This is a genomic window from Streptomyces sp. SID3343 (assembly GCF_009865215.1).
Taxonomy (GTDB): domain Bacteria; phylum Actinomycetota; class Actinomycetes; order Streptomycetales; family Streptomycetaceae; genus Embleya.
On record NZ_WWJX01000035.1, the window covers coordinates 1 to 13,450 of the forward strand.

A 13,450-nucleotide genomic window follows, 5' to 3' on the forward strand; every position below is an offset into this window, starting at 1 on the left:
GCCCGCAGCGCCGCGATCAGTTCCTCGCGCGGCGCGGGTCGCGGCACGACCGCCCCCGACGCCTCGCGCAGCCGATCGCACTCGGCGTACACCGCGGGCGTGGAGAGGCCGCCGTCGGCGAGCGCGAAGACCCAGTGGAAGCGGGCCGTGGTCGGTACCGACGCGAGCCGCTCACCGCGACCGGTGCCGATCGCGGTACCGCCGAGGTCGGAGAAGGGCACGTCGCTGCCGAGTTCGGCGCCCAGCCGGCGGAGCATCTCGCGGGGGGTGTCGCCGCGCCACAGCGCGTCGCACGCGAGCAGCGTCGCGGCGGCGTCGGCGCTGCCGCCGGCCATGCCGCCTGCGACGGGGATGCCCTTGCGGATGTGGATGTGTACGGCGGCCTCGCGGCCGAGCCGGTCGGCGAGCAGCAGGGCCGCGCGCGCGGCCAGGTTGTCGTGGTCGAGCGGCACGTCACCGACGCCCTCGCCGTCGCACGTGATGCTCAGCCGGTCGGCCTCGGTCACGGTGACCTCGTCGTACAACGAGACGGCGTGGAAGACCGTGACGAGCTCGTGGAAGCCGTCCGGCCGCACCCCACCGACCGCGAGTTGCAGGTTGACCTTCGCGGGGACACTGACGGTGACGGAAGACACGGCTCGTGGAACTCCTTCGGGGCCCTGCTCAGACCTCTTCGTGCGGGTGCGACGGACCACTGCGGGCCGTTGCCGATGGTAGCGACGGCGTCGCTCGGGGATCGGCCGGGGCGCTGATGTGGGCGCTCTCGGGGCGGTGCTCGGCGATCCGGGCGAACGCGTCGACGTCGAGCATCTCGCCGCGCGTGCGCGGGTCGATCCCGGCCGCGCGCAGGGCCTGCTCGGCGCCCGCGGCGGAGCCGGCCCAGCCGGCGAGGGCCGCGCGCAGCGTCTTGCGGCGCTGCGAGAACGCGGCGTCGACGACGGCGAAGACCTCTTGGCGGCTCGCGGTGGTGACGGGCGGCTCGCGGCGCACGAACGACACCAGGCCGGAGTCGACGTTGGGCGCGGGCCAGAACACGTTGCGCCCGATCGAGCCGGCCCGCTTGACGTCGGAGTACCACGCCGCCTTGACCGACGGCACGCCGTACACCTTGCCGCCGGGCGTGGCCGCGAGCCGGTCGGCCACCTCGGCCTGCACCATCACGAGCAGCCGTTCCAGGGTCGGGAACGTCTGCAGCATGTGCAGCAGCACCGGTACGGACACGTTGTAGGGCAGGTTGGCCACGAGCGCGGTGGGGGCGGGGCCGGGCAGTTCGGTCACCGTCATCGCATCGGCCAAGACGAGCGCGAAGTCGGCCGCCCGCTCGGGCATCCGCGCCTCGATCGTGGTCGGCAGGTGCCGCGCGAGCACGGGGTCGATCTCGACCGCGACGACACGCGCGGCGCTCTCCAGGAGCGCGAGGGTCAGCGAACCGAGGCCGGGGCCCACCTCGACGACGACGTCGTCGGGGCGCACGCCGGCCGTTCGCACGATGCGGCGCACGGTGTTGGCGTCGATGACGAAGTTCTGGCCGAGCTGCTTGGTCGGGCGCACACCCAGGGCCTCGGCAAGCGCGCGGATGTCCGCGGCACCGAGCAGTCCCGGTCCCGCGGGATGATCACTCACGAGTACAGCTTACTTCCGCACAATGGCCACGGACTCGACCCTCGTTGCACGAACATGAGCTTTGCCCGATATGTCTGTTCCGATGCGGGTGCCGTACTGGCGACGCCCTTGCCGCCCATCGACTGCCACGTCTGCGCGTCGAACTGGTACAGCCCGTGGTACGTCCCGGACGCGTCCACCACGTTCGCCCGGCCGCCCGCCTCGCACTGCGCGAGAGCGCCCCAGTTGAGCTGGTCGGCGCCGGCCACCGAGTCGGGCATCGCCTTGGTGCCGACCTTGACGATCTGCGTGACCGGCTCCTTGACCACCTTTTCGGAGATCTTGCGCGGCTCCTGCTTGACGCCGTTGACGGTCTCGTAGGAGTAGGTGATCTGCCGAAGGCCGGCGACGCCCTTCGTGGTGACCTCCTCGTTGCCCTTGAACTGCGTCGGGTCGTCCTGCTTGTCCGTCTTGAACGGGATCTTCTCGTCCTTGGTGACGGTCGTGCCGGTGACCCGCAGGATCGTGATCGTCTGGCCCTGCTGCGGATACGTGTCGGTGGCGACGTCCACGCGGTCCTGTGGGCCGACCGCGATGCCGGCCTGTTCGAGGGCGGCCTGCACGGTGGGCGCGTTGGTGCGCAGCGGGATCTGCTTGCCGTCGACGAGGAAGGTGAGCGCGCGCTCGGTGCGCACGTCCAGGTTGAGGCCCTGGCGGCCGATCGGCAGGTCGCGCGACGCGGACAGGAACGCCCCGTCCTCGCGGACGCCGACCTGCTCCAGGGCTTCCGCGACCGACTTCGCGGTGACCCAGACCTGCTTGGGGTTCCCGTCCACGGTCATCGTCAACAGACGGCCGTAGCGGACCGCGATCCGGTCGCCGTCCTCGATGCCGGCCTTGCGGCCGGGCGCGACGATGTCGTGCTCGCCGACCTTGATCTCCTGCCGGCTGAGCAGCGCGGAGACGTCGGACGCGAACGTGTGTACGGAGTGCGCCTCGCCGTCGACCTCCAGGGTGACGGTCTTGTCGTACGACACGAAGGCCGTCGTACCGCCCACCAGGACGGCGACGACCAGCGCTTGTGGGACGAGCGTGCGCAACGAGGGACCGGGGCGGCTGCCGCCCCTGCCCGCCCGGGCGGTGTTTCGCCTACGGGCGGAGCCGGCGGAACGACTCAACGGGGCTCCAGGGTTGTTCCGGTGAGTGTGGCCGGCGGTGGTGCGGATAGCTGCCGACGAGCACCGGACTGTACACGGGCGCGGGACCGGGCTTCGCGCGTCACCCGGTTGTTCGGGTGACGCGCAACGCATCCGCCGTCGAACGGAGTTGTCGAATCGAGCTGTGAACCGAGTGGTCAGGCCGAGCCGTCGACGCTCGCGGGGCCGCTGCCGGCGACCGCGAACACCCGCTCCGCGTTCGCCGCCAGCGCGGCGGCGAGGTCGTCCTCGGCCAGGCCCTTGACCTCGGCCATCGCCCGCACCGTGACCGGCACGAGGTAGGGCGCGTTGGGTCGGCCGCGGTAGGGCACCGGGGTCAGGAACGGCGCGTCGGTCTCGACCAGGATCAGGTCCGGGGGCGCGACCGCGAGCGCGTCCCGCAGGGGCTGCGCGCTCGGGTAGGTCACGTTGCCGGCGAACGACATCACGTAGCCGCGTTCGGCGCACACCTTCGCCATCTCGGCGTCACCCGAGAAGCAGTGGAAGACCACCCGATCCGGTGCGCCCTCCTCGACGAGGATGCGCAACACGTCCTCGTGCGCCTCGCGGTCGTGGATCACCAGCGGCTTGCCGTGTCGCTTGGCGATCGCGATGTGCCGCCGGAACGACTCCTGTTGGGTCGCGACCCCTTCGTCACCCGTACGGAAGTAGTCCAACCCCGTCTCGCCGATCCCGCGCACGTGCGGGAGCGCGGCGAGCCGATCGATCTCGGCGAGCGCCGCCTCCAACGCGGCGGCCCCGCCCGGCTCACGGCGTTGCCCGGACCACCCGTCGGGGTCGCCGAGCACGATCCGCGGCGCCTCGTTGGGGTGCAGGGCGACGGTCGCGTGCACGCTCTCGTGGGCCGCGGCGGTCGCCGCCGCCCACTGCGACGAGGGCACGTCGATGCCGACCTGGACGAGCGTCGTGACGCCCACCGCGGCGGCGGCCGACAACGCGTCGGCCACCTCCGCCTCCTGGAGGTCCAGGTGGGTGTGGGCGTCCCACACGGGCACCCGCAGCGGTTCGGGGGCGGGCGGCGCGGTGGTGTCGCGCGGCCCGCCGTCCCGGCGCTTGCGCTTGCTCACTCAGGCATCCGCCTTCTTGTTGCCGCGAGCGGTCTGCTCTTCCAGGCGCGGGAACAGGACCGCGCCCTTGGTGACCGTGGACCCGGCCGGGAGCTGCCCCCAACGGCCCGCGTCCTGCACGGGCTGCGCGTCGAGCGCGCCCAGGTGCGCGTCGGCGCCGAGCGAGTCCCACAGCTTCTGCGCGGTCTCGGGCATCACCGGGTTGAGCAGCACGGCGAGCGCGCGCAGCGACTCGGCCGACGTGTACAGGATCGTCGCGAGCCTGGCCCGACCCGCGTCGCTGTCGTCCTTGGCCACCTTCCACGGCTCCTGCTCCGTGATGTAGCCGTTGACCAGCTTCACGTAGCCGAAGATCGCGTCCAGGCCGGCCTGGAAGTCGAGCGCGCGCATCTTGTCGTCGGCGAGCGAGACGGTCTGGATCAGCGCGCTGTGCAGCACACCCTCGGCGTCGCCGTCGGCGGTCGAGGCCGGCAGCGCGCCCTCGAAGTACTTGCCGACCATGGCCGCGACGCGCGACGCCAGGTTGCCGAAGTCGTTGGCCAGCTCGGAGGTGTAGCGCGCGGAGAAGTCCTCCCACGAGAACGACCCGTCCTGGCCGAACTGGATCGCCCGCAGGAAGTAGTAGCGGTAGGCGTCCACGCCGAAGTGGTCGGTGAGCTGCTGCGGCGAGATGCCGGTCAGGTTCGACTTGCTCATCTTCTCGCCGCCGACCATCAGCCAGCCGTTCGCGAACACGCGGCCGGGGACCGGCAGGCTGTTCGCCATCAGCATCGCGGGCCAGATCACCGCGTGGAAGCGCAGGATGTCCTTGCCCACGAGGTGCACGTCGGCCGGGAAGGTGCTCTCGAACTTCGCCTGGTCCGCGCCGTAGCCGACCGCCGTGGCGTAGTTGAGCAGCGCGTCGATCCACACGTAGATGACGTGCTTGGGGTCCCACGGGACCGGAATGCCCCAGTCGAACGTCGAGCGCGAGATCGACAGGTCCTGGAGCCCCTGCCGCACGAAGGACAGGACCTCGTTGCGCGCCGACGCCGGCTGGATGAAGTCGGGGTTGGCCTCGTAGAACGCGAGCAGCCTCGGACCGTACTCGGAGAGCTTGAAGAAGTAGTTCTCCTCCTTGAGCATCTCCACCGGGCGCTTGTGGATCGGGCACAGTTTCTGCCCGTCCTCGCCGTCGATCAGGTCACCGGGTGCCTTGTACTCCTCGCACGCGACGCAGTACGGGCCCTCGTAGCCGCCCTTGTAGATCTCGCCCTTGTCGAACAGGTCCTGCACGAACTCCTGGACGCGGTCGGTGTGCCGCTTCTCGGTCGTGCGGATGAAGTCGTCGTTGGCGATGTTCAGGTGTTCCCAGAGCGGCTTCCACGACTCGGTGACGAGCTTGTCGCACCATGCCTGCGGGGTGACGCCGTTCGCCTCGGCCGTGCGCATGATCTTTTGACCGTGCTCGTCCGTGCCGGTGAGGTACCACACCTTCTCGCCGCGCTGACGGTGCCAACGGGTGAGCACATCGCCTGCGACGGTCGTGTAGGCGTGGCCCAGGTGCGGGGCGTCGTTCACGTAGTAGATGGGCGTCGTGACATAAAACGCCTTCTCGCGCTCGCCCGCAGTGTGTTCAGTGGTTCCAGTGGCCGCCATACCGGAATCCTACGGCCGGCGCGGCGACGCCCGCCCCCGAGTATCCGGTGGGCGGGCGTCGCCGGGCGTCGCGTCCCGGCAGGGGGGTGCGGCGAGTGCTCGGTGGGGTGCTCAGGCGGGCCGGTGCAGGGACGGCAGGTGCCAGCGCGTGTTCGAACGCGGCGTCGGGACCTTCGCGGGCTCGACGGGCTTGGCGGCCTTCGCGGGCTTGGCGGCCTTGGCGGCCCTGGGAGTCGCGGGGCGGGTCATCGACGCGACCCGACCGGACCGGAGTATGCGCAGCCGCGTGCCGTCGCAGTGCTCGCACGTCGGCGCCGTGAACGGGGACGGAACACGCGCCCCCTCCGAGTAGTAGACGTAGTGCCGATCCCCGTGCAGGTCGGTCGCGTGGTGGATTTCGTAGACGCGTTCCCAACCGCGACCACAGGACATGCAGACGAACGCGTACGCCTCGTGCACCACCGTCGGATTCTCCATGACGACCTCCTCACACGGGATGACCCAGCGACTCGTTCGAAAGGTCGCCCGTGACCGGTATCCATGGAATGCCCGGAACCCCGTCTCCCGTATCGGTCCAGCCCGTTACTTGACGGCTGCCACTACGGAATATGGAGAATCCGGGAGACTCGTCACTCGATCGAGTGCAGTGCCCTACCTACTCGTTGCCCGCGCTTGACCCTGCCGAATCGCCGTGAAGCGGGTCGGGCACGACGCGCGTCGACCGATCGACCACCGATCGCGCCGCCCCGCTCGTCGAGCCTTCCTCGCGCTCCCGAGCCTTCTTCGTACTCCTCAAGCCTTCTCCGTACTCCCCGAGCCTTCTCCGTACTCCTCAGGCCTTCTTCGCCGCGACCACCGCGTCGAAGACGACCCGCTTGGGCACGCCGACCTCGGCCGCGACCGCCGCGATCGCCTCCTTGCGCGGTTGCCCGGCCGCCTCGCGTCCGGCCACGCGCGTGACGAGTTCGTCGGGCCCGATCTCTGACGGGTCGGCCGGCGGCGCACCGGTGACCACGACGGTGATCTCACCGCGTACGCCCGGCTTCGCCCACTCGGCGAGGTTCGCGAGGGTGTCCCGGCGAACCTCCTCGTAGGTCTTGGTCAACTCGCGGCAGACCGCGGCCCGGCGTTCGTTGCCCAGCGCCTCGGCCATCGCGGCGAGCGACTCGGCCAGCCGATGCGGCGCCTCGAAGAAGACCATCGTGCGCGGCTCGGCCGCGAGGTCGCTCAGCCGCCGGGCCCGCTCACCGGCCTTACGCGGCAGGAACCCCTCGAAACAGAACCGGTCCACCGGAAGCCCGGAGAGCGCGAGCGCGGTCAGTACGGCGGACGGGCCCGGCACCGCCGTGACCCGGATGCCCTCCGCCACCGCCGCCTCGACGAGGCGGTACCCCGGGTCGGACACCGAGGGCATGCCGGCGTCCGTGACCAGGAGCACCCGCTTGCCGTCACGCAACGCCTGGACCAGCTCCGGCGTACGCCCCGCCTCGTTGCCCTCGAAGTACGACACCACCCGCCCCGGCACATCCACACCGAGCGCGCCGGCAAGTCTGCGCAGCCGCCGGGTGTCCTCGGCGGCCACCACCTGGGCCGCGCCGAGTTCGACGGCGAGGCGCGCGGGCGCGTCCGTCACGTCGCCGATGGGGGTGCCGGCGAGTACGAGTACGCCGCTTACGGGGATGTCCTGTTCGTGTTCCACTCCGCCATCCTCCCCTTTCCCCGACCACCCGCGGCTCCGGCGTCAATAACATGCAGGGGTGACGAGTGACGTGGCGACCGACGAGCCGACCCGAACGCAACCCGGAAAGGGTGCGACGGAGTCCCCGAGCACCACCGGGGCCGCCCGTCTGGAGCCCCGGGGGTGGGCCTGGTCACTCGCCCGATTCGGCTACCGGGCCCGACCGACGACGCCGCTGCGCGAGCGGCTCGTCCCGTCGTATACCGACAACAGCAAGTACACGGGCGGCGGCTGGCTGCCGTGCATCCTGGTCATGCTGCTGGCCGGCTTCATCCGGTTCTGGAACCTGGGCAAGCCGAAGGCGGTGATATTCGACGAGACGTACTACGCCAAGGACGCCTGGTCACTGCTCAAGCTCGGCTACGAGGGCACCTGGCCCGACAAGGTGGCCAACGACCAGGTCCTCAACGGCCAGACCGACATCCTGCAGACGCAGGGCTCCTACATCGTGCACCCGCCGATCGGGAAATGGACGATCGCGGTCGGCGAGCAGATCTTCGGACTGACGCCCTTCGGCTGGCGGTTCGCGCTCGCGGTGCTCGGCACGCTGTCGGTGCTGATGCTGTGTCGGATCGGCCGCCGGTTGTTCCGCTCGACGCTGCTGGGCTGCGTGGCCGGTCTGCTGATGGCGCTCGACGGCCTGCACTTCGTGATGAGCCGCACGTCGCTGCTCGACCTCGTGCTGATGTTCTGGGTCCTGGCCGCGTTCGGGGCCCTGCTGATCGACCGCGACGATACGAGAACCATCGCGGCGCGCATGTTCGCGTCGGGTCCCGACGCCGCGCGGGCGGCGTCGATGAAGTTCGGCCTGCGCCCGTGGCGGATCGTGGCCGGCATCTGCCTGGGCATGGCGTGCGGCACCAAGTGGAGCGGCCTGTACGTCCTCGCCGCGTTCGGCGTGCTGAGCGTGATGTGGGACGCGGGCACCCGCCGCGCGTGCGGCGCGCGCCGGCCCTACCGCGCGACGCTGCGCCACGACGTGCTGTTCGCGTTCCTGGCGACCGTGGGCGTCGCGGCCGTGATCTACGTCTGGTCGTGGACCGGCTGGTTGATGACCGACGGCGGCTACTTCCGGCACTGGGCCGACGACCGGGCAGGGCTGTCCCCGGATCACGTCCTGGGCGTCCCGCTGCCGCAGGTGAGCATGACGTGGGTGCCGGCGCCACTGCGCAGCCTGTGGCACTACCACGCGGAGATGTACTCGTTCCATACCGGCCTGGAGACGCCACATCCCTATCAGTCGAACCCGTGGAGTTGGCTGCTCCTGGGTCGCCCGGTGGCGTACTACTTCGAGAAGGTGCCCACCGGCACCGACGGCTGTACGGAGACCGACTGCTATCAGTCGGTGCTCGGCATCGGCACGCCTTTGCTGTGGTGGACCGGCGTGATCGCGCTCGGCTACATGCTGTTCCGCTGGGCCGCGCGCCGCGACTGGCGGGCAGGCGCGATCCTGTGCGGGCTCGCCGCCACCTACCTCCCCTGGATGGCGTTCCAGAACCGCACGATCTTCCTGTTCTACGCGATCGCCTTCGTACCGTTCCTGTGCCTGGCGGTGGCCATGATGCTCGGCGCGCTGCTCGGGCCGCCGGGGGCGACCGAACGACGGCGCGCGTGGGGTACGGCCGCGACGGTGGCGATCATCGCGTTGATCGCCTGGAACTTCCTGTACTTCTATCCGATCCTGAGCGGCGAGACGATCAGCCGGAGCGGGTGGCTGGACCGCATGTGGTTCAGCACCTGGATCTAGGCCGTCGCAGCCCAGTCGCAGGTCACCTCCGAGAGGCCGGTACCCATGCCCGTCACGCCTGCCACGCCCGACGTACCCGCCGCGGCTGTCACACGGGAGCAGGACATACGCCGACGGGCCATCGACGCGACCCGCGCGCTGGCCGCGGAGGGCGGCTACGACAGCGTGCAAATGCGCGACGTGGTTCGGCTGTCCAAGCTGTCCTCCGCGACGATCTACCGCCACTTCTCGTCCAAGGACCACCTGCTGGCGGCCACCCACCAGGAGTGGATCGCGGCCCTGGAACGCAGCGACGCGGCCCGCCCACACGGCGCCGACGCCGCCGAGCGCGTGTGCGCGATCCTGCACAACACGTGCCGAACCATGGCCCGCCACCCACGCCTGACCGCCGCCCTGATCCACGCCCTGGGCTCCTCCGACCCGGGCGTGGGCGACTGCCACCGCGAAATAAACCACACCATGAACACCATGCTGCGCACGGCGATCGCCGACGAAATCCCCAACGCCGACGAGTTCGTCCGCTTGCTGGGCGTCGCCTGGGAAGGCGCCCTCTTCAGCTGGGCCTTCGGCCGCATGACCATGGAAGCGGTAGAACACACGGTCACCCGCTCGGCCCGAGTCCTCCTCCTGGGCGCCGCAGCAGAAGCAGCAGCAACCGCCCGACACCCCAACGGTTGAAACCAACTCCGCCCAGCCCCCAGCGAACATCCACCCCGGCCGGCCTCTGAGGCCACCCGTCGACCGAGCCGAACACCACCCGGCCCAACCGCCAAAACTCAGCCCGCCCGGCGAAACTCAGCCCGGCCGGCGCTTGAGGCCACCAAGCCAACCCACCACCCAACCCGACCAACGAATATTCAGCCCGGCTGGCGTCTGAGGCCAACCAAGCCAACCCACCCCCCAGCCCGCCCGGCGAATATCCAGCCCGGCCGGCGTTTGAGGCCACCCGTCGACCGAGCCGAACACCACCCAGCTCAACCGCCGTAACTCAGCCCGGCCGGCGTCTGAGGCCAACCAAGCCGACCCACCACCCAGCCCGACCGGCGAAAATTCAGCCCGGCCGGCGTTTGAGGCCAACCGTCGACCCCACCCAGGCCACGGCAACGGCCACGGCCACGGCCAAAACGCTAACTGGCCTGCCGACCCGCGCTCTCGGACGCGACCCTCACCACACCGGCACCGACCACCCCCGCGCCAGCCACGCCGGAACCCGCCACACCCGCGCCGGCCACGCCGGAACCCGCCACACCATCCAACGGAGCCAACTCCGGCCGCTTGGCGGTGATGTTGTCCCCGGACGACTGCCCCCGCAGCCGCCGCCCGATCCACGGCACCAGATGCTCCCGAGCCCAATGGACGTTCTCCAGCCGCGCCGCCCCGGCCGTCAACGCAACGTCCTCCGCAGGCCACGGCGCGTCCGGATCACCATCAAGACCGAGCGCCCGCCCGACCTTGAGCGCGACCCGGTCGTGCCCCTCGGGCGACAGGTGCAGCCGGTCCTCGCTCCAAGCCCGCCGATCGTGCAGCGACGTAAGCGCCCACATGTCCGCCACCGGGCACTCGTACCGATCCGCGATGGCCCGAAGATGCTCGTTGTACGTGGCGACCTTCCCCCGGATCAGCCGCAGCACCGGCACCCACCGCGTATCGAACCCCGTGAACACCACCACCCGAGCCCCGGCGGCCGTCAACGCGGCGACAGCCTCCTCATACTCCGCAGCGAGCCGATCGGGATCACTCCCGGGCCGCAACACATCGTTGCCACCCGCACACAACGTCACCAGATCCGGATGGGCCGCAATCGCCAGCGGCACCTGCTCCTCGACGATCTGATGCAACACCTTGCCCCGCACCGCGAGGTTGGCGTACCGCAACCCGGGCCGTTCCTCCGCCAACCGGGCGGCGAACCTGTCCGCCCACCCGAGGTAGATGCCATCGGGCCCCGGATCGCCCACTCCCTCGGTGAAGCTGTCCCCGACAGCCACAAAAGAGTCGATCCCCGAAAGGTCCCCGCGTGAATTCACTACCTCGGCCATGTCACCCGATGTTGGCACCGCACACCTCGCCTACGCGACCGTAATAAACTGCCTGAACACACTCCGTCACGATGGCCGCGCCCGGCCGACCGAGCCGAGACGCGCCTTCAATGTTCAAGGTCGGCTCGACGCCCCGCATTCCTCGCGAAGGCAAAGAACGAGCCGGCTCCCGCCCGCACGGGATGGCCGCTTCAACCCACATCGTCAAGCACGAGACGAAGCCTGCAGTGCTCGGAGTGCTCCGCCCGCTGCCGGGCACCGCAAGCTTCTGCAGGGGCTACAGCAAATGGTCGGCCTTGCCCGCCTTGACGTCCCGGATGAGCACACGCAGTGCCTCCATGGAGTCGGTGAGGTACAGATCCTCCTGGCCATCCACAGCGATGTACGCGTTCCCCTCGGCGTCGGTACCCAGGCGGAAGCAGTTGTTGCCCTCGCCGCAAAATGGAGCTTCCCAAGTGATGTGAGGCATTCGGTTTCCTTAGAGCTGACGGGCAATAGTGTGGATAAAGTCACGCGACTTCTCGGGGGTCAGCAAGCCTGAGCCATCCAATCCGGATGTGCGCGGTACTTGGCGAGTTGAGCGTCGGCGTGGGTGAAGTCCGGACCGTGTGCCGAGTCGAGCTGCACAGTGTCGAGTCGAGGAACGACGCCTTCTGCGCAGAGGAGTGCGTGGCCTGCCCCCGGGAAGGCACCGCAGCCGACAGGGATGACGCGTAGCGTGATGTGCTCACGCTCCGACGCGGCGCAAAGATGCTCGAGTTGGATTCGGGTGACCGTGCGCCCGCCGAACTCCATGCGTAGGGGCGCCTCGTGGATGTACCCCACGTACGGGCGCAACGTGGTCCCTTCCAAGAAGCGCTGTCGTGCCATTCGGTGATTCACCCGCAGTTCGATCTCCAGTCGCGACACCGGTGGAAGGACGGCGCCGAACACCGCCCGGGCGTACTCATCGGTGTGTAGCAGACCCGGTAGATGCACGGTCTGGGCGGTATGCAACCGCGCCGCGTGCCACTCCAGTTCCGCAATGTCGAGCAGTCCCGGCGGGAGAGCGCCGCGATACTCCTCCCACCATCCACGCTCCTGGCTCCCGGCCATCGCCACGAGGGCATCGACGTAAGCGGCCTCTGCGCATTCGTAGTTGCTCGTGAGGGTTCGTACCCGGTCAGGGCCGATCGCACGAACACCCGACTCCATGTTGGAGATCTTCGTACGGTCCAGCCCGAGCAACGCAGCCGCATAGTCGGTAGTCACCTCTACCCGGGCGGGACGTGGCGTCCGAGGGTCTCCATCGACTTGGGTAGCCTCCATCGACCGGATTCCCGGCCACCGGCGTGACGAGCGACTCCCTTATATCGGGTCTGGCACCTTTCGATGCCTCGCCCACCCGTCCACGATGGCTCTCCGGCCGGTCGAGCCCCAAGCAGTACCGGCACCGCAATCCGACAGGAGTGAAACAAGGCGATGCAGACCGAGACGGAGCGCCATTTCCACCGCGATGTGACCGAGGGCTTCGCTGCCCTCGGACGTGAAAGCCGTTACCGAGCCCAACGCTTCGCGGGAATGGTGAGCGAGGCAGGGGCGGTGGCAACGGCCCGACAGTTACTCGGCGCATCCGGCACCTCGCGGGGATTCACCATCCTGTGGGAGATCCAGCGGCTGGATCGCAGCGTGGAAGCGTGGTGTTTGTTGCCCTGGTACCGAGGCTTGTTCGACGAGGAGCGTCTTGAGTCGGCCAGACAGCGACTGAAAGACCACGGCTTCGACGTGGACACGTTCCTCGCAGCCGCCGCGCAGAATCCACCCGCGTGGACGCTCGGGCTTCCTGAACCGTCGGACGGGTCGTAGCGCCGGCTGCCGAACGAACGTCACGATATGACGAAAGCCCCGCCGGGTGGGACCGGCGGGGCTTTCGTGCTGTGTGGACCTGTGGGGATTTGAACCCCAGACCCCCTCGATGCGAACGAGGTGCGCTACCAGACTGCGCCACAGGCCCAACGAGGAGAAACATTACCACTTCCGGCGGGTGCCTCTGCACGGGGTTTCTCACTCGTTGACGGCGCGGCGCCACTCGTGTTCGTACATCGGGAGCGAGTCGACCGATGCGCCGTACGCGGCGCGGGTGTCCTCGGCGTATTGGTCGAACAACGGGGTGGGCGGGTGGAGGTCGGCGGCGGGTTGGGGGTCGGGGACTGCGTGGATCTGGGGGCGCTCCGGCTCCTCCTCGACCTCGCCGCGCGGGACGACCGGGGCCGTCACGTAGGTCGGCAGGGGTACCGGGACCGGGTCCCACGCGTCGCGGTCGTGGGTGCCGGCGCCGGTGGCCAGCTCGGCGATCCACTCGGCCAGGGCGGGTTCCTCGGCCGCGCGCTCACGCTTGCGGGCGGTACCGGGCGAGGCGGGGCGCG

12 protein-coding genes, 1 tRNA gene and 2 pseudogenes are annotated in these 13,450 nt (G+C 69.7%); 3 read left to right on the forward strand and 12 right to left on the reverse strand.

Annotated features, from left to right (window positions below; translation table 11 throughout):
- The 7 genes from GT354_RS01010 to rsmI form a co-directional block, all read right to left on the reverse strand.
- On the reverse strand, positions 1 to 635 hold a 635-nt coding region (locus tag GT354_RS01010), incomplete at its 3' end, for a 4-(cytidine 5'-diphospho)-2-C-methyl-D-erythritol kinase (RefSeq protein WP_161354225.1).
- 28 nt (positions 636 to 663) lie between these two features.
- On the reverse strand, positions 664 to 1,623 hold the full coding sequence (gene rsmA, locus GT354_RS01015; protein ID WP_346011775.1) for a 16S rRNA (adenine(1518)-N(6)/adenine(1519)-N(6))-dimethyltransferase RsmA: 960 nt from the start codon (positions 1,621 to 1,623) through the stop codon (positions 664 to 666).
- Positions 1,620 to 2,702: a resuscitation-promoting factor gene (locus GT354_RS01020; RefSeq protein WP_237534252.1), complete on the reverse strand. Its 1,083-nt coding sequence runs from the start codon at positions 2,700 to 2,702 to the stop codon at positions 1,620 to 1,622. Before GT354_RS01020 ends, rsmA begins: the two co-directional genes overlap by 4 nt.
- A gap of 254 nt (positions 2,703 to 2,956) precedes the next feature.
- Positions 2,957 to 3,886: a TatD family hydrolase gene (locus GT354_RS01025; RefSeq protein ID WP_161354226.1), complete on the reverse strand. Its 930-nt coding sequence runs from the start codon at positions 3,884 to 3,886 to the stop codon at positions 2,957 to 2,959.
- Positions 3,887 to 5,524: a methionine--tRNA ligase gene (metG, locus tag GT354_RS01030; RefSeq protein ID WP_161354227.1), complete on the reverse strand. Its 1,638-nt coding sequence runs from the start codon at positions 5,522 to 5,524 to the stop codon at positions 3,887 to 3,889.
- Between the two features lie 111 nt (positions 5,525 to 5,635).
- Complete coding sequence (locus GT354_RS01035) at positions 5,636 to 6,001, reverse strand: hypothetical protein (RefSeq protein ID WP_161354228.1); 366 nt, start codon at positions 5,999 to 6,001, stop codon at positions 5,636 to 5,638.
- A 355-nt stretch (positions 6,002 to 6,356) separates the two neighbouring features.
- Positions 6,357 to 7,223, reverse strand: a complete 867-nt coding sequence (gene rsmI, locus GT354_RS01040) for a 16S rRNA (cytidine(1402)-2'-O)-methyltransferase (protein WP_346011777.1) — start codon at positions 7,221 to 7,223, stop codon at positions 6,357 to 6,359.
- Positions 7,224 to 7,281: 58 nt separating this feature from the next.
- Between rsmI and GT354_RS01045 the strand changes: the two genes are divergently transcribed.
- Complete coding sequence (locus GT354_RS01045) at positions 7,282 to 9,009, forward strand: phospholipid carrier-dependent glycosyltransferase (protein WP_346011778.1); 1,728 nt, start codon at positions 7,282 to 7,284, stop codon at positions 9,007 to 9,009.
- Positions 9,010 to 9,054: 45 nt separating this feature from the next.
- Complete coding sequence (locus tag GT354_RS01050; RefSeq protein ID WP_161354229.1) at positions 9,055 to 9,687, forward strand: TetR/AcrR family transcriptional regulator; 633 nt, start codon at positions 9,055 to 9,057, stop codon at positions 9,685 to 9,687.
- A 575-nt stretch (positions 9,688 to 10,262) separates the two neighbouring features.
- Here the strand turns inward: GT354_RS01050 and GT354_RS01055 are convergent.
- The 3 genes and pseudogenes from GT354_RS01055 to GT354_RS01065 form a co-directional block, all read right to left on the reverse strand.
- Positions 10,263 to 11,045, reverse strand: a pseudogene (locus tag GT354_RS01055) (SGNH/GDSL hydrolase family protein); the annotation flags it as partial.
- A 277-nt stretch (positions 11,046 to 11,322) separates the two neighbouring features.
- Positions 11,323 to 11,514 carry a hypothetical protein gene (locus tag GT354_RS01060; protein ID WP_161354230.1) on the reverse strand — a complete coding sequence of 64 codons (192 nt, stop codon included), beginning with the start codon at positions 11,512 to 11,514 and terminating at the stop codon, positions 11,323 to 11,325.
- Positions 11,515 to 11,573: 59 nt separating this feature from the next.
- The gene (locus tag GT354_RS01065) at positions 11,574 to 12,296 is read right to left on the reverse strand and encodes a DUF5753 domain-containing protein (RefSeq protein WP_346011779.1); all 723 of its coding nucleotides are present in this window, start codon (positions 12,294 to 12,296) and stop codon (positions 11,574 to 11,576) included.
- Positions 12,297 to 12,506: 210 nt separating this feature from the next.
- Between GT354_RS01065 and GT354_RS01070 the strand changes: the two genes are divergently transcribed.
- The gene (locus tag GT354_RS01070) at positions 12,507 to 12,890 is read left to right on the forward strand and encodes a hypothetical protein (protein WP_161354232.1); all 384 of its coding nucleotides are present in this window, start codon (positions 12,507 to 12,509) and stop codon (positions 12,888 to 12,890) included.
- Between the two features lie 74 nt (positions 12,891 to 12,964).
- On the opposite strand, the gene GT354_RS01075 is transcribed toward GT354_RS01070, so the two are convergent.
- Positions 12,965 to 13,038: transfer RNA gene (locus GT354_RS01075), tRNA-Ala, on the reverse strand.
- Positions 13,039 to 13,088: 50 nt separating this feature from the next.
- Positions 13,089 to 13,450 (reverse strand): annotated as a pseudogene (locus GT354_RS52405) (hypothetical protein); the annotation flags it as partial.